Source organism: Trueperella bernardiae (genome assembly GCF_001469025.1).
Classification (GTDB): domain Bacteria; phylum Actinomycetota; class Actinomycetes; order Actinomycetales; family Actinomycetaceae; genus Trueperella; species Trueperella bernardiae.
In genome coordinates this window covers 22298-40526 of record NZ_LNIZ01000003.1, presented here as the reverse complement: position 1 = coordinate 40526, position 18229 = coordinate 22298, and the positions used below count along the sequence as shown (strand labels likewise).

Sequence of the window (18229 nt, the reverse complement as noted above, 5' to 3'; positions counted from 1 at the left end):
CGTCACTCTCCGAACGCCCGGGCGCGGATGTCCTTCAGGCGGTGCATGATCTGGTTCTCGCCCCGGCCGAAGAAGTCATGCAGCTCGCGGTAGATGCCGTAGAGCTCCTCGTACTTATCGGAGGCGTCCTCGTTCGGCACGTACTTGTGTTCGGTCACGTGGGACATGGTCGTGGCTGCCGCGTAGACGTCGTCGTACACGCCGGCCGCGACCGCCGCGAAGATCGCCGAGCCGAGCGCGCCCGTCTGTTCCGCGTCGGAGACGGAGACGGGGCGGCGCGTGATGTCGGCGAGCATCTGCATGAAGTGGTGGTTCTTGAGCAGGCCGCCGGCGGCCACGATCTCCGTGACCGGTACGCCGTGCTCTTCGAAGTTGTCCACGATCACGCGGATGCCGAACACTGTGGCCTCCATGAGGGCGCGGTAGATGTCCTCCGGGCGGGTCTGCAGCGTGATGCCGATGATCGAGCCGGACAGGCGCGCGTCGGACAGGATCGAGCGGTTGCCGTTGAGCCAGTCGAGGGCGATGAGGCCGTGCTCGCCGATCTCCATCGCGAACGCGCGGTGCATCATGTATTCGAGCACCGAGATGCCCTCCTCGCGGGCGGCCTGCTCGTAGCGCTCGGGCACGGCGTTATCCTCGAACCAGGCGAAGACGTCGCCCACGGCGGTCTGCCCGCCCTCGATGCCCCACAGGCCCGGGACCGCGCCGCCCTCAACGTTGCCGAACACGCCGGGAACCGGCTTGTAGCCTTCGCTGTTGATGACGTAGCAGCCCGACGTGCCGATGATCGCCGTCATCTGCCCCGGCTTGACCGCGTTAGCGCCGGCCACGACGACGTGGGCGTCAATATTGCCCGAAGCCACCGCGATGCCTTCCGGCAGCCCGGTGAGCTTGGCAGCCTCAGCCGACAGGTCGCCCACCTTCTCGCCCAACTGCTTGATCGGCGCGTTCATCTTCTCCTCGAACACCGGGCCAAACCCCGGTGCGAGCGCCTCACAGAATTCTCGGCTCGGGTACTCCCCGTCCGTCAGCATCCGCTTGTAGCCCGAATCGGAAGCCGCGAACGTCAGCTCGCCCGTCAGCTTCCACGTGATCCAGTCCAGCAGGTTCACGACGACGTCCGCCGCCGCATACACCTCCGGCGCCTTCTCGTACGTCTCCAGGATCTTCGGGAAGAGCATTTCGGAAGACAGGATGCCGCCGTAGCGCTCCAGCCACTCCTCCCCGCGCTCCTCGGCGAGCGCAATGATGCGGTCGGCCTGGTCCTGCCCGCCGTGGTGCTTCCACAGCTTGACGTAGGCGTGCGGGTTGTTCTTGAACTCTTCCTTCTCGCACAGCGGGGTGCCCTCAGCGTCCGTGACAAACACCGTGGCCGAGGTGGCATCGATGCCCACACCGACGACGTCGGCCGGGTCAATCCCCGCGTCCTTGATCGCGCCCGGAATGGCATCCGTGAGCACGTCCACGTAGTCGCCCGGGTTTTGCAGAGCGAACTCCGGGGGCAGCTTCTGGCCGTCGCCCGCATCGAGGGTGCGGTCCATGACCGCGTGCTTGTAGTGGCTGACCGACGTGCCCACCTGGACGCCGTCGGAGGCGCGCACCACGATCGCGCGGCCCGACAGCGTACCGAAGTCAACGCCGACCAAATACTTTTCTGACATGTTGACGCTCCTTTGCGTTGTTCGTGTCTACTTCTTGCGTTGGCGCCGACTATTCGGCGTCCGGGTGCGGGTGACGGCCCCAGAAGCCCTCGGGTGAGAAGAGCCGGGCCACGACGTCGTCGTAGAGGCCGAGGTCCATGAGCACGTCGAGCACCGTGTAGCGTGGACGGATCATCTGGGCCTTGTAGTGGGTCTCGCGGAAGCGATCCCAATCGATCTTCAGCATCTCCGGGTGGTAGGGGGCGCCCGCGGTCTTCAGCATGTCCCACGCCTGCTGGGCCGGGATGATCTGAGCCTCGCAGCGCGCCTTGATCGTGGGCCACTTTTCCTTCAGCAGCGCGATGCGCTCACGCAGCTGATCCTCGGGCAAGAGCTTGCCCACCGAGTGCTTGACCGCCTCCTCGGCGATGGTAGGGATGAGCGTGGCGCGCACGTTCGCCTCCACCTCCTCGGGGGTCTTCATCGCGGCCACGGCGCGCTCGGCGTCGAAGTCAGCCTCCGTCAGCTTCAAGAACTCCTCCCAGATCGCGAGCGAGGCCACCGTGCCCACGCCCACCTTGTTGCCGTGGCTGAGCGGCGGCTCCCAATCCAGGCCGTGACCCTCCATTTCCCACACGTGGGAGAACTGGTGGCCCGCGCCCGACGCCGGGCGGGAAGACTGGTGTGCCTGCATGGCAAGCCCAGACATGACCTGGCCCTCGCCGAGCTTGGCGATCGCGTCGTGCTCACAGTTGCGCACGGCCTCCGGGTCGCCGAGCGAATCCATGAGCGGGCCCTGCACCAGGCTCCACACGTAGTCATCGATCGGCTCGATGCCCAGCTCGTCGGACAGGATCCAGTCCGCGCCCGCTGGAATCTTCTCAATGAGGTCGCCATAGCCGGTGGCGGTGAGGCGGTAGGGGGCCTCCATCATCGTCTGAATGTCCATCACCAGGCCCGCGGGGGCCGGGCAGTTACGCGTGATCTTGAAGCCGTCCTTCGAGATCGACGCGCCGAACGAGCAAAAACCATCCACCGACGCCGCGGTACACACGTTGATGTACTCGCGCCCGAGCTCGCCCGAGGCCAGCTTCGCGATGTCGTTGAGCGTGCCCGCACCGAGCGACATGACCACCGTGTTCTCGTACGGGCGGATTACCTCGCGCAGCTTGGAAACGTTGACGTAGTCGCCATACAGGGTGGGGGTGCCGGGGAAAATGTAGGGCTCGTCCGCGAACTCCACCCCGGCCTCACGCAGCGAGGCCACCACCGTGTCGCCGACTGCGCCGTAGGTGTTCTCGTCTGCCACCACCAGCACCTTCTGGTCCGGGTAGAGGCGCGCAAACAGGGCACCGGCCTCCTTGTTCACATCATCACCGAAGATGATGTCCTTCGTTTCGGTGGCAGTCTTCAGTGCCTTGTTAATGAGCTCAGACATTGTCCTTCCCTTCCTTGTTGGCAACAATGACATTGGTAAGCGTATGTAAGTAGTTCAGGTCCTGGTCCGTGACGGTGTCATCAATGATCAGGTACGAAAAATCTGACAGGTCAGCGAGCCGGTGGAGTGCCACGCGGCTCAGCTTGTCTGCGGTGATCGCGAGGATCGGCACCTCGGTGCGGGCGATGACCTCGCGCTTGAACAGGGCCGCCTCGCTGAAGGGGTGGTAGATCGAGCCATCCTTGACCGACGCCGCGCCGATCAGCGCCGTCTCGAAGGCGAGCTCGCCCACCTGCCGGTTCGTGGTCGGCCCGAAGTAGGCATCCAGGGCCCGGTCGAACAGGCCGCCCAGCATGGTCAGCGACTGGTGCTCGCCCGCCCCGATCTTGATCGCCGCGGGTGAGGCGTTCGTGATGAACGCCTTCGACTCGGGAACGCCGATGTGGTCAAGCGCCAGGTAAGCCGTGGACGAATCGTCCACGAAAATCGACGAGTACCGCGAGACCAGCCGCGCCGCCTCCCGCGCCACGGCCTCCTTCGCCTCCGTCTCCTGGTAGAGACGGAAGGCGAACGGCGCCTCCGAAATGGAGGACACCAGCAAGGAGACCGTGCCGCGGTGGCGCGCAATGACCTGGTGGGCCTCGAGGGCCGCAAGATCGCGGTAGAGGGTCATGACGGAGACGCCGAAGAGGTCGGCCAGGTCATCGACCCGCAGCGAGCCATGGTCGATGATCAACTCGACAATGCGAGCCTGCCGCTCCTCCTGGGTCGCCTTCGCCATGATCAGATCTCTCAGCGCTGTCCGGCCACGTAGTCAACCACCGTGTGGATGTGCTCCTGGTTGACCGCGTACTGCTCGATGTACTTGTCCGCGAAGAACTTGTACTCCTCGTGGCGGTTCATGTTCGGCTCGATGCGCTCACGCTCGTGAACCATGTGGTTCGCGGCGTCCTGCACCGAGTCGTACAGGCCCGCGCCGGAAGCGGCGAGGATGCACGAGCCGAGTGTGACGGCGTCGCCGACCTCCGTGAGCGTGATCGGCACGCCCGTGACGTCGGCGTGCATCTGAGTCCACTCACGCGACTTCGTAGCTCCACCGCAGGCCACGAACTCCTGGACCTCGAAGCCCGCCTCGCGCAGCTTACGCATCGACGCTTCGACGCCGTAGCACACCGCCTCCTGGATGGCTCGGTAGACGTGCTCGCGGGTGTGGGACAGCGACAGGCCGGTGAACACACCGCGCGCCTTCGCGTCCGACCACGGGGTGCGGTTTCCCTGGAAGTACTCGTTGATGATGAGGCCCTCGCAACCGATCGGGATATCCTTCGAACGGGTATTCATCACGTCGTAGGCGCCGATGCCGATCTCGTTGGCCGCCTTCTCGATGTCCTGGCAGAACTGGTCCTTAAACCACTTCAGCACCGATCCCGACGACGTCAGCGACGTCTCCACCGTGTACTGACCGGGCACGACACCGTCCGTGTATCCTCCGAAGAAGCCCGGGCCGGACACCGGCTCCACAGCCTGGCCGGACATGACGTGGGACGAGCCCGTCACCAGCGACATCTTGCCCGGGGAGAGCACGTTGAGGCCGATCTGGCCGTGCCAGGCGTCGCCGCCACCCTGGGCCACCGGGGTGCCCGGGATGAGGCCAAGGGCCTCCGCCGCGCGCTTGGTCAGGCCGCCCAGCGGCACGCCGAGGTCCACCACGCGCTCGGGCAGCTTGTCGAAGACGTCGCCTGCGCCGGCCTGCTCGTACAGGTCCACCGGCCAGCCACCATTGTCACGGTCGTAGTAGGCGCGGTGTGCTGCGGTGTTGATGTTCTGGGTCCACTGGCCGGTCAGCTGGTAGGTCAGCCAGTCCGGGGCATCCAGCAGCTTGTAGGCGCGCTTGTAAATGTCCGGCTCGTTCTCGCGCAGCCACGCCGCCTTGAACGGGTACCACTCGGCCGTGGGCGGCAGAGTGCCACCGCCCGTGTAGCGGGTGACCGGCGAATCCGATTCGGCCACGCGGGCCGCCTGCTCCGTGGCGCGCACGTCCATCCACATGATCGCGTTACGCAGCGCCTCGCCGTTTTGGTCCATCGGCACCACGGTCATCGTGGTCGCATCATACGAAATACCCGCGATCTCCGGCGGCTCAATGCCCGCGCGAGCCATCACGCGGTGCGTGGAGGCGATCAGCGCCTGCCACCAGTCATCCGGGCTCTGCTCCGCCCACCCCGGGTGCGGGTGGGTGGTGGTGTACGGGGTGGCCGCGAACGCCACCGGCGAACCGACCGTGTCAAAAATACCAACGCGACACGACTCCGTACCGAAATCAATACCCATGAGGTAGGGGCCCATGGTGTAGCGGTTGACTGCTGCTGTAGACATCTTCTCTTCCTTGAGTTAAATGATTGGTAACTGTTGGTGCGCCGTCTTGGGGCGGAGCAAGCTAGGTTGCGGGTTCGGCGGGCGAGCCGCTCACAGGCGGCGGGCCGGGGATGCGAGCGCGAGCCGGAACGACGTCGTCGTCGGGCACCCGTCAGGCGCAAGCGTTAATCTTCATCCGAATCGGACCACCCCCACTGGGCGCGGATATCGTCGGGGATGAGGTGATCAATGCGGTCCAGGACGTAGGTGGGCTGGTGGGCCGGGTCAAGCGCCTCGGCCTCCTCGGCCGTGCTATCACCCGTCAGCAGCAGGGCGGAGGCCATCCCGGTGTTGACCGCCATACCGATGTCGGTGTGAAGACGGTCGCCCACCATCATGCAGTTGGCGGGATCTACATCCAGATCCCCGAGAGCCGCCTCGAGCATCGCCGGCTCCGGCTTTCCCATATTGGCCTTGAGTTTCGTTCCCGTGCAGGCCTCAATGGCCGCCACGATGGAGGCCGCATCCGGCTCGCCACGCCCGCCGGGGAACGGGCAGTAACGATCCGGGTTCGTCGTAATAAGGAAAGCCCGCTTGTGGAACCAGATCGCGTCAAACGCGATCTGAAGCTTGCGGTAATCGAAGGTGCGATCGTAGGAGGCGATCACGATGTCGATCTCCTCCGGGTTCTCACTCATCTTGATGCCGGCCTCACGCAGCGCCTTCTTCAGCGGCTCCTCCGAAATCGGGAAGACCGTGGCGTCCGGATAGTGAGCCTTGAGCCAACGGGTGGTGGTCACCACCGTGTTCGCGATCTCGCTCAAGGGCGCGGGAATCCCCAGCCGCTCCAACTTCTCCACGTAATCCTGCGGATCCTTCGTGGGATTATTCGACAGGAAACGCACCGGCTTGCCCAGCTTGCGCAGGCCCTCGATCAGGCGCTTCGCGCCCGGTAGCAGGTGGTCGCCGAGGTAAATCGTGCCGTCCTGGTCAAAGACATAGGCGTCATAGAGCTTGGTCGGAGAAGAGTACTGCATGAAAATCCCTGTTCGAAAAGTGGCGGTGGGGGTTGGTGGCCAAGTGTCCAGGTGGCCGTTGGGGACGAGAGTTGCCGTGCTGGGCGGGTGCCGGGGCGACGGCGTCGTGGGGCAGTGCCCTCCCGCCCGGCCCGAAAGCCGGGCGGGAGCACACGCTACATGATGACAGCGGTGACGTGGATGAGGGTGGTACCGATCCAGATGGCGAAGGCCGGGGGATCGATGTGGGTGTCGCCGTTCGAGTTCGTCATACGAGCGAGGAGCTCACCCAGCAGACCACCGAGGATGCCGAAGATGCCACCGATGATGCAGGCCAGCGCGAGGTTACCCGCGGTCCACATCGCCGGATCCGACGTGCCAGCAATGATCGGCATGAAGCGCAGCGCCGCGATCGAGGCCAGGATCGTCATGTGGTGGGTCACCGGCGTGGGCAGACCACAGGTGAGGAAAATGAGCGTGACAGCCGAGATCGCCCAGCCGAGCAGCTGAGCGTGGTTCGCGATCGCGCCACCCGACACCTCGAAGAAGTGCTGGACAACCACGAGCGTGCCGAACGCCGACAGCAGACCGGAGGTCAGACCGTGAGTGGCCGTCACCGACCACTTCTCCTGGTGCTCCACCCAGTGCTTGCCCTCGCCAACCTCGAGCAGGCCAAGGCCGTTGACCTTGTTGAAAATGCCCGTCTTACCGAAGACGAAACGAGTAACAATCGCGATGATAATAATCGTCAGAGCCACCGTGTCAGTGGAGCCGAGCGCCTCATTGCCGTAGTGCAGCAGCGGGTCAGTCCGAAGGGTGGGCAGCACTTGAGCGATGGCGAGGTTCAGGATGTAACCGATCATGCCGGTCACACCACCGACAACGAGGATGTCCGAACGGCCCAGGCCCGCCAGCGGGGTCACGATATCTCTACCGTTCGTCCCCTTCGGCATCGCGCCCTTCCACGCGGCGTAGGCGGCCGCCGTGGCGCCACCAGCGAATGCGATGTGCGGGCCGAAGACCGGGCCGAACACCACAGAATCCATGTACGGGCTCGCATCCATACCAGCCATGTACACGCCGAGGCCGATCAGGTACATGAGACCGGTGAAGATAAAGGCCGTCTGACCTCCAATGGCTGCACCAAATGCGCCACCACCAAAGGCGGCGACCAGCCAGAAGATATCAATTTCCATGTGGACTCCTTTGTCAAGGTGATATACGAGTGTGTGAGCTGAACGCCAAGCCAACGTGGCCGGCGATCATCCGTAGCTAGATCCCTGACCCGCCCCCGCACCACATCCGTTGTGCTACGGCGACGTTTCGGCCAGGCTGTGCCGGGCCAGTTCACTATCTGAAGCCCAAAGTAGCATCGGATTTGTTTGTTTTCACATAGGTGACGTCAATTTGCTCATAGGTGCTGTGACGGGGCGCACTGCGCCCGAGATGCCGGGCCGGGCGGGCGCGGGACGAACGGGCGCGAGCCGGGCGACGGCGTCGTCGGCACGCCACTAGCGCCAACCAGGGCGCGCCCTATAATGAAGCATGCCTAACACACCCGAAGAGCTGACCGAACGCGACATCCTCGCGATCAACGCCGCCAAGCTCTACTACTCGGGGAAGACCCAGGCCGAGGTGGCCAGCGACCTGCACATTTCGCGGCCCACCGTATCAAAAATGCTCGCCTACGCACAGCGGCAGGGTTTCATCCGCATCAGCGTCATCGATCCGCGCGACCAAAGCAAGGACGTCATCACCAAGCTCAAGCAACGCTATGGGCTGATCGACGTCGTGCTCGTCTCACCCCCACTTCCCACCCAGGATTCGTTGCGCAACTCCCTTGCGGCAGCCGCCGCCCGCACCATCGGCGAGATGGTGCGCGACGGCGACATCATCGGCGTCGCCCCGTCCCGAACCATGCGTGCCGTGGCCGAGCACCTGGAGGTCTCGCGCCGCCAGAATCTGACGGTCGTCCAACTCGCCGGCGGTTTCTTGGGTGGGGATGAAAACCAGCGCGTCGTCGCCACGTTCGCCGGCTCGCTCGGCGCGCATTGCCACACGCTGCCCGTTCCCGCGTTCGTCCAGTCGGTGTCGATGAGGAACCGCCTCGCCCAAGAAGACCACGTCCGCCCGATTCTGGCGTTCGGCGCGCGGGCGAGGATCGCGATCTTCACGGTCGGGAGAGTCGGGGCCAGCCTCCCCACCCTGCCTAAGATGACACTCTCCGCGCACGACGTCGACGTGCTCGGCCGGCGCGCAGTGGGCGACATCTGCGGGCGTTTTGTCGACAAGCACGGGCGCATCTGCCTGCCCGACATCAACAACAAGACGATCGGGATCTCCCTACCCGACCTGCGCACCAAGGACCAGAAGCTCCTCATCGCTGGAGGAGGAGACAAGATGCACGCCATCCTCGCCTGCCTTGAGAACGGGTACGCGAACCGGGTCGTGCTCGATTACACGACTGCCACGGCAATTCTTCACATGCGACAAGGCTAAAAGCCCGTGCGGAACAAATGTTCCACTTCGCCTCATTTGATCCAAATCGCCGCTTTACACCCGCTCAAAACTGCCACTTTTCGGCTTTCTAGCAACGTTTTGCGGCGCGAACATTCGTTCCTCCGCCCCCTTCCCAGGTACCTTGCGCCGTCTTATTCTCAATGCACCGCAACGTGATAGCCGTCATGGCAAAGTCACACACTACTCGTCATCAAGGAAGAAGACATGAGTATCGACAACGACGTCATCGGGAAGAAGAACACCTCCTTCGGTGTCATCAAGGACACCTCACGACAAATGCCCGACGGGTACCTGTCCAAAACACCCATGTTCCAATACATCCTGGTTTCAATCTGCTTCCCCATGTGGGGCGCGGCCGCAAGCCTCAACGACATCCTCATCACCCAGTTCAAGACCATCTTCACCCTGTCGGACTTCGCCTCCGCCTTCGTCCAGTCCGCCTTCTACGGCGGCTACTTCCTCCTGGCGATTCCGGCGTCGCGCATCATCCGCAAGTGGAGCTACAAGAGCGGCATCCTCATCGGCCTGTGCTTCTACATCATCGGGTGCACGATGTTCTTCCCCGCCTCGCACATGGCCACGTATTCGGTATTCCTCGCGGCACTGTTTGCGATCGCGACCGGCCTGTCCTTCCTGGAGACGTCGTGCAACACGTACTCCTCCATGCTCGGGCCGCGCCGCCTGGCCACCCTCCGCCTCAATATCTCGCAGACCTTCTACCCGCTCGGCTCGATCTTCGGCATCCTGCTCGGCAAGTACCTGGTCTTCACCGAGGGCGAGGCCCTCCACAAGCAGTTCGGCAGCCTCGGCACCGATGCCCAGCGCGAGCTCGCTGAGCAGATGCTCCAGCGCACGCTCGGCCCCTACCGATTCATCATCATCGTTCTCGCAATCCTGCTGATCCTCGTGGCGCTGACCCAGATGCCACACGCTAAGCCGCTCGTGGCCGGCCATGAGGTGAAGGCATCGATCGGCGAGACCCTGCGCTACCTTGCCGGCAACACGATGTTCCGCCGTGGCATCTTCACCCAGTTCATGTACGTCGGCATGCAGACCGCGGTGTGGTCCTTCACGATTCGTCTCGCCCTCAACCTCGATCCGAACCTCAACGAGCGGTCCGCCTCCAACTACATGGTGGCAGCGTTCATCGCGTTCTTCTTGGGCAAGGTGATCGCCAACGTGCTCATGACGAAGTACGACGAGAACCTGGTGCTGATGGGTTACGCCGCCGCCGGCTGCGCCGCCCTGCTCGGCGTCATCCTCATCCCGTCGATCGTGGCGGTGTACTTCGCGATCCTCACCTCGGGGCTCTTCGGTCCGTGCTGGGCAACCATTTACGCCCGCAGCCTAGATTCGATCAAGGACAAGCGCCACACCGAGACCGGCGGTGCCGTGATCGTCATGTCGATCGTGGGCGGCGCTGTCATCCCCGTGATTCAGGGCTTCGTCTCCGATTCGACCGGCTCGATGCAGACCGCCTTCGTCGTCTCGCTCGTGTGCTTCGCCGTCGTCTTCCTGTACTTCGCGTGGCAGCGGCGCGTGTCGGCGTCGTCGGACGTCGCCTAACCATCTCCTACCACCACAGAATTCGAGGAAATATGTACACCCTTCCCCTTCGTGAGACTCTTTTCGAGCCCGCCCCACAAACCATCATCGACTCGGGCGACCTGCGCGCGACGACCAAGCGTTACCCCAGTGGCATCGCATCGTTGACGATCGCGAACGAGCGCGGCTATGTCGAGGTCCTGCCCTTCATGGGCCAGATCATCTGGGACGCCGCCTTCGACGGCCACAGCCTGCGCATGAAGAACATGTTCTCCGAGCCGCGGCCCGCCACCGAGATTTCGGACACCTACGGTTGTTTCGCCTTCCACTCCGGCCTCCTCGCGGCGGGTTGCCCCGCTCCCGACGACGACCACCCGCTCCACGGCGAGTTCCCCTGCGCCCCCATGCAGGAGGCCTGGTTGGAGATTGACGACGACGCGATCCGCGTGGTCTCGATGCGCGAGTATGTGCGCGGTTTCGGGCATCACTATCGCGCGACGCCGTCGGTGCGGCTCGAAGCCGGCGCATCCGACTTCGAGATCGCCCTGTCCGTGACGAACCTCAGCGAGTACCAGCCCATGCCGTTGCAGTACATGTGCCACATGAACTACGCCTTCGTCGAGGGCGGCATGATGAGTCAGTCTCTGCCCGAGGGCGCGTTCCAGCTACGCCGTTCCGTCCCCGCGCACGTCACCCCCACCCCGCGGTGGACCGAGATCAACGAGCAGATCCTCGAGGGCAAGATCGACGCCGACTCCCTGGATAGCGCCAAGGAGTTCGACCCGGAGATCGTCTACTTCGCCGACGACCTCCCCTCCTACGGCGACGACCTCGAATTCACGCTGAGGAGTCCGGAGGGGCACGCCTTCTTCGTCGAGTTCTCCTCGAAGGATTTCCCCGTGGCGACACGGTGGCTTCTCTATAATGCTGATCAACAGGTCGCAGCCTTCGTACTTCCCGGCACATCGCGGCCTGAGGGGTACAACGCGGCCGAGAAGTGCGGCATGCTCATCATGCTCAACGCAGGCGAAACAAAGAAGTTCACGGTGAAGACAGGAGTACGCAACTAATGGACATTGCAGTTATCGGATCCAACATGGTCGACCTCATCTCGTATATCGACCGCATGCCCGGCGAGGGCGAAACGGTGGAGGCGCCCAGTTTCGCCATCGGCTGTGGCGGCAAGGGCGCGAACCAGGCGGTGGCCGCGGCACGCCTCGGCTCGGAGGTGTTCATGCTGACGCGCGTGGGCAACGACGTCTTCGCCGACAACACGATCGACAACTTCCGCCGCAACGGTATCGACACCGAGTTCGTCCTCCGCACCGACACCACCTCGGGCGTGGCGCCGATCTTTGTGGACCCGCAGTCGCACAACTCGATCATCATCGTCAAGGGCGCCAACGGCCACCTCTCCCCAGCCGACATCGACGACGCCGCCCACAAGATTTCCGCTTGCCACCTCATCGTGTTGCAGCTGGAGATCCCGCTCGAGACGGTCTACGCCGCGATCCAGTTCGGCAAGGAGCACGGCATCCCGGTGCTGGTCAACCCGGCGCCCGCCCAGCCGGACCTCGAGCTGGAGAAGGTCAAGGACTGCACGTACTTTGTGCCGAACGAAAGCGAGCTGTCACTGCTGACGGGCATGCCGGTAGACACGCTCGCCGACATCGAAAACGCCGCCCACGCCCTCCTCGACGCGGGCATCCACGACGTCATCGTTACGCTCGGCTCCAAGGGCGCGCTGTGGGTCAACGACGCCGGGGCGCGGCTTTTCGAAGCGCCGAAGGTTGACGCCGTGGACACCACCGGGGCTGGAGATGCCTTCATCGGGTGCTTCTCCCACGAGCTGGTTGCCAATGGAGACGTGGAGTCCGCGATCCAGACCGCGATCCGCTACGCCTCCGACTCCGTGACCCGCAAGGGCACGCAGACCTCCTACGCCACCGCCGAGGAGTTCGCCGGCTAACCCGCCGCTTGGACGCCGCAGCCCCTGGGCGCATGTGCAACACCAATCCGCAATATGCAACGGCAATAAGCGTTTAATTGGTGTTGCACATCGGGAATTAGCGTTACAAATAGGAAGCTACACGTAGCCAAGCGCACGAGGGCGGCCCCGCGATCATCGCGGGGCCGCCCTCGTGCGCTTGGTCCGGGTAAGCCAACTACTCCTGTCCGACGCGCGGGGAAGCGTCCTCGCCGGCAGGCTGCTCGCTGCCCGAGGCACTCGCACCCGCGCCGGAGTCCTCACCCTCCGGCACCAGCGACGTGGCCTGCGCCAGCCCGTCGATCTGCTCGGACTCCGCGGCCGGCTTTACACCCTGCGGTAGCTGGTAGTCCGAGTCGTGCCCGGTGAACGTGAAGGTCTTCGGGACGGCGTCGTGATCCACATCCACCACGATGGTCTGGCCCTTGGTGAACTCGCCGAACAGCAACTTCTCCGAGAGCATGTCCTCGATCCCGCGCTGGATGGCGCGGCGTAGCGGGCGGGCGCCAAGCACCGGGTCGTAGCCCTGGTCGGCCAGCAGGTCCTTCGCCGCGTCCGTCAGGACGATCGACATACCCTGGTCCCACAGGCGGGCACCGAGCTTGGCGATCATGAGGTCCACGATCTGCAGGATCTCGTGCTTCTGCAGCTGCGGGAACACAATGATGTCGTCCACACGATTCAAGAACTCCGGCCGGAAGTGGTTCTTCAGCTCCTCCGACACGCGGCCTTTCATACGCTCGTACGAGGTCTGGGTGTCGGCGTCGAACTGGAAGCCGGTCTGCACTCCCTTGGCGATGTCCTTCGTGCCGAGGTTGGTGGTCATGATGATAACGGTGTTCTTGAAGTCCACCACCCGGCCCTGCGAGTCGGACAGGCGCCCCTCCTCCAGAATCTGGAGCAGGGAGTTGAAGAGGTCCTGGTGGGCCTTCTCCACCTCGTCGAACAGCACCACGGAGAACGGCTTGCGGCGCACCTTCTCCGTCAGCTGGCCGCCCTCCTCGTAGCCCACGTATCCCGGGGGCGCACCGAACAGGCGCGACACCGTGTGCTTCTCGGAGTACTCCGACATGTCGAGCGTGATGAGCGAATCCTCGTCCCCGAACAGGAACTCCGCGAGCGCCTTCGCCAGCTCCGTCTTACCCACGCCGGTGGGGCCAGCGAAGATGAACGAGCCGCCGGGACGGTTCGGGTCCTTGAGGCCGGCGCGCGTGCGGCGGATCGCCTGCGACAGCGCCGTGACCGCCTCATCCTGGCCGATGACACGCTTGTGTAGCTCGTCCTCCATGCGCAGCAGCTTGGCGGACTCGGCCTCGGTCAGCTTGAACACGGGGATGCCCGTGGCCATGGACAGCACCTCGGTGATGAGGTCCTCGTCCACCACCGACACGACGTCGAGGTCGCCCTCCTTCCACGCCTTCTCACGCTCGGCGCGCTTGGCAGAAAGCTGCTGCTCCTGGTCACGCAGGGCGGCGGCCTTCTCGAAGTCCTGGCCGTCGATCGCGGCCTCCTTCGCGCGCTTGACTTCGCCGATCTCCTCGTCCAGCTCGCGCAGCTCGGGCGGCGCGGTCATCTTGCGGATCGCTAGGCGCGCGCCCGCCTCGTCGATCAGGTCGATCGCCTTGTCCGGCAGGAAGCGGTCATTGATGTAACGGTCCGCGAGCGTGGCGGCCGCCTCGAGCGCCTCGTCCGTGATCGTGACGCGGTGGTAGGCCTCGTAACGGTCGCGCAGGCCCTCGAGGATCGCGATGGTCTCCTTCACCGACGGCTGCTCAACCTGGATCGGCTGGAAGCGCCGCTCGAGCGCCGCGTCCTTCTCAATGTACTTGCGGTACTCATCCAGAGTGGTGGCACCGATGACCTGAAGTTCGCCGCGCGCCATCATGGGCTTGAGCAACGATGCCGCGTCCAGCGCGCCCTCGGCTGCGCCCGCGCCCACGAGCGTGTGGATCTCGTCAATGAACAAGATGATGTCCCCGCGAGTGTTGATCTCCTTGAGGATCTTCTTCATCCGCTCCTCGAAGTCACCGCGGTAGCGCGAACCCGCCACCAGCGAGCCCATGTCCAGCGAGTAGAGCTGCTTGTCCTTCAAGGTCTCCGGCACGTCGCCCGCTGCAATCGCCTGCGACAGGCCCTCCACCACCGCGGTCTTACCCACGCCGGGTTCACCGATGAGCACGGGGTTGTTCTTCGTGCGCCGGGAGAGCACCTGCATCACGCGCTGGGTCTCATTGTGGCGCCCAATCACCGGGTCAAGCTTGTTCTCACGCGCCGCCTGGGTCAGGTTGCGCCCGTACTGGTCAAGGATCGTGGAGCCGGCCTTCTGGCCCTCGCGCGGCCCGCCGCCTCCCACGCCCACGGCTTCCTTCCCCTGGTAGCCAGACAGTAGCTGCGTGACCTGCTGGCGCACCCGCCCCAGGTCCGCACCCAGCTTCACCAGCACCTGGGCGGCCACGCCATCCTGCTCACGGCACAGGCCGAGCAGCAGGTGCTCGGTACCAATGTAGGAATGGCCGAGCTGGAGCCCCTCACGCATGGCGTACTCGAGCACCTTCTTGGCGCGCGGGGTGAACGGAATATGGCCCGACGGCTGCTCCTGCCCCTCGCCAATGATCTCGATGACCTGCTCCTGCACGGCGTCATACGTAATCCCCAGCGACTCGAGCGCCTTGGCCGCCACGCCCTCACCTTCCTTGATGAGGCCCAGCAGGATGTGCTCGGTGCCGAGGTAATTGTGCTTGAGGTTCCGCGCAGACTCCTGAGCGAGCACAATGACCCGCCGAGCGCGGTCCGTAAACCGTTCAAACAAGTTGGACTCCTTACAAATAATTCCGCGGGGGTCGTGCATCTCCCCGCGATTCCTCATTTACCTTAACGACGCCACCGCCCCGCCCGTTCGCCGTTTCGCCACAGGCGTGAGACAGCCCGTGACTTGTGCCCTGTGCGAAAAGCCGGAATCTGTATGGTTCCCCGGCGGGCGGCTCCCGCCGCCGGCCGGGCCTATGGGAACCTCGTCCCACGAACGGCCACCCCCGGCGGTGCCGGGCGCCTAAACCTTCACGAGGATGGTGAACGGGCCGTCGTTGACCAGCTCGACGTCCATCATCGCGCCGAACACTCCGGTCTCCACGTGTAACCCGTAGCCTCGGACAGCATCAACCACCGCGTCGAAGACCGGCTCGGCCACCTCGCCTCCGGCCGCGTGGGACCAGCTGGGTTTGCGGCCTTTGCGTACGTCCGCATAGAGCGTGAACTGTGAGACCAGTAGCACAGGGGCGCCGGATTCCTCGGCGCTGACGCGGGCGGCTGGGTCGTCACTGCCATCGGGGGCTCGCAAGAGCTTGAGCTGGGCGATCTTTCGGGCGGTCTTCTCGATCTGGGCCGGGCCGTCACCGTGAGTGACGCCCACGAGCACGCACAGGCCCGGGCCGATCTGGCCCACCACCTGGCCCTCGATCGTGACCGAAGCCCGCTTGACGCGCTGGATGACCGCGCGCATTACCAACTCCCCCTCTGGGGCCCGCGGCCGCGCCCGGCCCCCGGGCCCATCTTCGAGCGCTCCGGGCCGAGGTAGTAGACCACGGCGATGAACAGGGCCAGGCGGATGAAGCCGGCCAGCGGCAGATAGATATGGAGGAAGCTCATCGCCGCGTAGGCGAGCGTCCCACCGCCGAGCATGGCCAGCCAGAAGTTCTTCGACTGGGAGGCAAGCGCGAATTGGCGGGGCGGGCGGGCCACCGCGTCAATGAAGGCCCACACGAACACGCCCGTCACCGCCACCGGCAGGACCACGTTCAAAAGGATGTAGAAGGTGTAGTTGATCTGTCCCATGGGTCTACCTACCGCCGGGCGCGCATGCCGGCGCCCGGCCGCTCGTCCGGCGACGCCGACGACTTGCCCTCGCGCGCCACGATCGGTACCTGGGCGGCGACGAACGCGCCAACGGCCAGCTCGCCCTCCGGGGCGTTGCGCTTGAGCAGAGCCAGGGCCACGGGGCCCTCCTCCGAATCGCGGGCGACCGAGGTCAGCTGACCCACGACCTTCTCCCCCGCCTTCACCTCCGCTCCCGGCTCGGGCAGCTCTCCCTCCGGGCCCTCAAGGTAGAGGTAGGCCAGCCGCCGCGGCGGGCGGCCGAGGTTGACCAGCTTCGCCACGGTCTCTTGGCCGCGATAGCAGCCTTTCTCCAGGTGGACGGCGGTGCGCAGCCAGTCGAGCTCGTGTGGCAGGGCCCGCTGCGCCACCTCCGTGTTCTGGCGCGGGCGCCAATCCGAAATCCGCTTCGCTTCCCACGCCTGCAGGCCGGCCGGCACGAAGCCCGCCGCCCCAAACGTCTCGATGACCGCCTCCTCGGGCCGCGCCGCGATGAGCACGCGCGCCGAGTCGCAGGCCGGGTGGTCGGCGTCGGGAACGCCGTAATGCGCACCGCCGGGTAGGGTGCGCGGCCAGGGGTCGTACCAGACGACGGCCGACAGCGCGGCGATCGCCTCGGGCACGCCGGCGGGCGCGAAGAAGCCGAAGACCCGCACGTCCGGGCGGGCGACCTCCACGCGCATGCGGAAGACCATCGACTCGAGGAACGCGGCGAAGGGCTCAGCCTGGCCACGGTCAAGGAAGAACCAGGTGCGCTCGCCGTCGTCGATGACGCCGGCGGCGGTGCAGATGTGGCCGTTCGGGTCGAGCAGCAGCATCTCCGAGCTTTCGCCGGCGGGCAGGTTCAGGAAGTCACGGGTGGTGAGGTTGTGCAGCCACGTGGCGCGGTCCGGGCCGGAGACCGCGAGGACCTCGATGAAACCCAGGTCGGTGAAGGCCCGCCCGCGGGCCAGCAGGTTCTCCTCCGCAAACGGGTTGCCATAGTGGGCCGGCACGCCGTGCGTCTCATCCAGCACGGCGCCAGGAAGATCGACCGAGCGAGCCGGGCTCACTCCTCATCCGCCTTGCTTGCAAAATAGCTTACGCCCCAGTGGCCCTCGGGCTCGGCGCCCTTGACGGGCGATTCGGGAGCCGCGGGGGCGCAGACCGGGCGGGCGGCGTCGTCGGCCTTACCCGTCGCCTTGCCTCCCTTGTCCGCGAAGTAGCTCATGCCCCAGTGGCCGTCTTTCTTGTCGGTCATCACTCCTCCTCGGTGCTGGGGGCGTCCACGGAGCCGTCAAACTGGCGCGACAGCCGCCCCGCAAGGTAATTGCGCATCTCGAAGCCGAAGGCCTCCATGTCGTAGGCGTAGAAGAAATCCGAGGCGACGTTGCCGCCCAGGAACTTCGCCGCCGTGAAGTCGGCCGCGGCGCCGGAGCGGATCACCGTGTCGGTGACCATCTGCAGGCGCGGGCCGTTGATGAGGCCCACCCACAGCTGGGAAATTCCCATCGGTGTGGCGACCGTGGCTTCGAGCTCCACCGCGCCGTCCTCCCGCTTCGGGGCGTCCGGCGTGACGCGCAGGTAGCCGGTCTGGGCCGACCACAGCACGTCCTTCGTCAGGTGGTCGTACGTCCACTGGCCGGGGGCCTCCTTGTCGACCTCCGAGGCCGGCTCCTTCGCCAGCCAAATCCGCGAATTGAGGCGCACGTACGGGCCGCCATCCACGGCGTCAATGGTGAGCTCGTGGAGGTAAGCCGCGGCGTCCACGTTGTCATATTCGAGCACACCGCCGCCGTGCCAGGAGTCAATCAGCCAGCCCAGCGGGTAGTTCTCCGGGGCCAGGTTCTCAGGAAGTCGGAAAGTCATGCCCTCA

Annotated in this window: 16 protein-coding genes; 4 read left to right on the top strand and 12 right to left on the bottom strand. The window is 65.0% G+C overall.

Features of this window, described 5'->3' with window-relative positions; all coding sequences use genetic code 11:
* Positions 1–2: 2 nt before the first annotated feature.
* The 6 genes from AQZ59_RS03595 to AQZ59_RS03570 all read right to left on the bottom strand — a co-directional run bounded on the left by AQZ59_RS03595 (position 3) and on the right by AQZ59_RS03570 (position 7648).
* Entirely contained in the window at positions 3–1664 is a 1662-nt protein-coding gene (locus AQZ59_RS03595; RefSeq protein WP_062613238.1) for a ribulokinase, read from the bottom strand.
* 49 nt (positions 1665–1713) lie between these two features.
* Positions 1714–3081 (bottom strand): sn-glycerol-1-phosphate dehydrogenase, encoded by a 1368-nt coding sequence (locus tag AQZ59_RS03590; protein ID WP_082661125.1) that lies wholly within the window; start codon positions 3079–3081, stop codon positions 1714–1716.
* Positions 3074–3862, bottom strand: a complete 789-nt coding sequence (locus AQZ59_RS03585; protein ID WP_062613236.1) for a DeoR/GlpR family DNA-binding transcription regulator — start codon at positions 3860–3862, stop codon at positions 3074–3076. Before AQZ59_RS03585 ends, AQZ59_RS03590 begins: the two co-directional genes overlap by 8 nt.
* Positions 3863–3873: 11 nt before the next feature.
* Positions 3874–5457 (bottom strand): FGGY-family carbohydrate kinase, encoded by a 1584-nt coding sequence (locus AQZ59_RS03580; protein ID WP_082661124.1) that lies wholly within the window; start codon positions 5455–5457, stop codon positions 3874–3876.
* Between the two features lie 164 nt (positions 5458–5621).
* On the bottom strand, positions 5622–6473 hold the full coding sequence (locus AQZ59_RS03575) for an HAD-IIA family hydrolase (RefSeq protein WP_062613234.1): 852 nt from the start codon (positions 6471–6473) through the stop codon (positions 5622–5624).
* A gap of 155 nt (positions 6474–6628) precedes the next feature.
* Entirely contained in the window at positions 6629–7648 is a 1020-nt protein-coding gene (locus AQZ59_RS03570) for a hypothetical protein (RefSeq protein ID WP_062613233.1), read from the bottom strand.
* Between the two features lie 349 nt (positions 7649–7997).
* Here AQZ59_RS03570 and AQZ59_RS03565 point away from each other — a divergent pair, with 349 nt between their 5' ends.
* From AQZ59_RS03565 to rbsK, 4 genes are all read left to right on the top strand, one after another.
* Entirely contained in the window at positions 7998–8951 is a 954-nt protein-coding gene (locus AQZ59_RS03565) for a sugar-binding transcriptional regulator (RefSeq protein WP_062613232.1), read from the top strand.
* A gap of 225 nt (positions 8952–9176) precedes the next feature.
* Positions 9177–10538 carry an L-fucose:H+ symporter permease gene (gene fucP, locus AQZ59_RS03560; RefSeq protein WP_062613230.1) on the top strand — a complete coding sequence of 454 codons (1362 nt, stop codon included), beginning with the start codon at positions 9177–9179 and terminating at the stop codon, positions 10536–10538.
* 32 nt (positions 10539–10570) lie between these two features.
* On the top strand, positions 10571–11587 hold the full coding sequence (locus tag AQZ59_RS03555) for an aldose 1-epimerase family protein (RefSeq protein WP_062613229.1): 1017 nt from the start codon (positions 10571–10573) through the stop codon (positions 11585–11587).
* Entirely contained in the window at positions 11587–12486 is a 900-nt protein-coding gene (gene rbsK, locus AQZ59_RS03550; protein ID WP_062613227.1) for a ribokinase, read from the top strand. The genes AQZ59_RS03555 and rbsK overlap by 1 nt, the downstream gene beginning before the upstream one ends.
* Positions 12487–12682: 196 nt before the next feature.
* Here rbsK and AQZ59_RS03545 read toward each other — a convergent pair whose 3' ends face one another.
* The 6 genes from AQZ59_RS03545 to AQZ59_RS03520 all read right to left on the bottom strand — a co-directional run bounded on the left by AQZ59_RS03545 (position 12683) and on the right by AQZ59_RS03520 (position 18222).
* Positions 12683–15313 carry an ATP-dependent Clp protease ATP-binding subunit gene (locus AQZ59_RS03545; protein WP_062613225.1) on the bottom strand — a complete coding sequence of 877 codons (2631 nt, stop codon included), beginning with the start codon at positions 15311–15313 and terminating at the stop codon, positions 12683–12685.
* 240 nt (positions 15314–15553) lie between these two features.
* Positions 15554–16003: a D-aminoacyl-tRNA deacylase gene (dtd, locus tag AQZ59_RS03540; protein WP_062613223.1), complete on the bottom strand. Its 450-nt coding sequence runs from the start codon at positions 16001–16003 to the stop codon at positions 15554–15556.
* On the bottom strand, positions 16003–16335 hold the full coding sequence (locus AQZ59_RS03535) for a DUF2516 family protein (RefSeq protein ID WP_062613221.1): 333 nt from the start codon (positions 16333–16335) through the stop codon (positions 16003–16005). The genes dtd and AQZ59_RS03535 overlap by 1 nt, the downstream gene beginning before the upstream one ends.
* An 8-nt stretch (positions 16336–16343) precedes the next feature.
* Positions 16344–17426, bottom strand: a complete 1083-nt coding sequence (gene ygfZ, locus AQZ59_RS03530; RefSeq protein WP_062613219.1) for a CAF17-like 4Fe-4S cluster assembly/insertion protein YgfZ — start codon at positions 17424–17426, stop codon at positions 16344–16346.
* Positions 17423–17614 carry a hypothetical protein gene (locus AQZ59_RS03525; protein WP_062613217.1) on the bottom strand — a complete coding sequence of 64 codons (192 nt, stop codon included), beginning with the start codon at positions 17612–17614 and terminating at the stop codon, positions 17423–17425. Before AQZ59_RS03525 ends, ygfZ begins: the two co-directional genes overlap by 4 nt.
* Complete coding sequence (locus AQZ59_RS03520) at positions 17614–18222, bottom strand: heme-binding beta-barrel domain-containing protein (RefSeq protein WP_062613215.1); 609 nt, start codon at positions 18220–18222, stop codon at positions 17614–17616. Before AQZ59_RS03520 ends, AQZ59_RS03525 begins: the two co-directional genes overlap by 1 nt.
* Positions 18223–18229: the final 7 nt, after the last annotated feature.

What these genes read in the sequence shown, in the direction of transcription:
- AQZ59_RS03595 (WP_062613238.1), bottom strand. Translation starts at nt 1,664, where the DNA reads ATGTCAGAAAAGTATTTGGTCGGCGTTGACTTCGGTACGCTGTCGGGC.
- AQZ59_RS03590 (WP_082661125.1), bottom strand. Translation starts at nt 3,081, where the DNA reads ATGTCTGAGCTCATTAACAAGGCACTGAAGACTGCCACCGAAACGAAG.
- AQZ59_RS03585 (WP_062613236.1), bottom strand. Translation starts at nt 3,862, where the DNA reads ATGGCGAAGGCGACCCAGGAGGAGCGGCAGGCTCGCATTGTCGAGTTG.
- AQZ59_RS03580 (WP_082661124.1), bottom strand. Translation starts at nt 5,457, where the DNA reads ATGTCTACAGCAGCAGTCAACCGCTACACCATGGGCCCCTACCTCATG.
- AQZ59_RS03575 (WP_062613234.1), bottom strand. Translation starts at nt 6,473, where the DNA reads ATGCAGTACTCTTCTCCGACCAAGCTCTATGACGCCTATGTCTTTGAC.
- AQZ59_RS03570 (WP_062613233.1), bottom strand. Translation starts at nt 7,648, where the DNA reads ATGGAAATTGATATCTTCTGGCTGGTCGCCGCCTTTGGTGGTGGCGCA.
- AQZ59_RS03565 (WP_062613232.1), top strand. Translation starts at nt 7,998, where the DNA reads ATGCCTAACACACCCGAAGAGCTGACCGAACGCGACATCCTCGCGATC.
- fucP (WP_062613230.1), top strand. Translation starts at nt 9,177, where the DNA reads ATGAGTATCGACAACGACGTCATCGGGAAGAAGAACACCTCCTTCGGT.
- AQZ59_RS03555 (WP_062613229.1), top strand. Translation starts at nt 10,571, where the DNA reads ATGTACACCCTTCCCCTTCGTGAGACTCTTTTCGAGCCCGCCCCACAA.
- rbsK (WP_062613227.1), top strand. Translation starts at nt 11,587, where the DNA reads ATGGACATTGCAGTTATCGGATCCAACATGGTCGACCTCATCTCGTAT.
- dtd (WP_062613223.1), bottom strand. Translation starts at nt 16,003, where the DNA reads ATGCGCGCGGTCATCCAGCGCGTCAAGCGGGCTTCGGTCACGATCGAG.
- AQZ59_RS03535 (WP_062613221.1), bottom strand. Translation starts at nt 16,335, where the DNA reads ATGGGACAGATCAACTACACCTTCTACATCCTTTTGAACGTGGTCCTG.
- AQZ59_RS03525 (WP_062613217.1), bottom strand. Translation starts at nt 17,614, where the DNA reads ATGACCGACAAGAAAGACGGCCACTGGGGCATGAGCTACTTCGCGGAC.
- AQZ59_RS03520 (WP_062613215.1), bottom strand. Translation starts at nt 18,222, where the DNA reads ATGACTTTCCGACTTCCTGAGAACCTGGCCCCGGAGAACTACCCGCTG.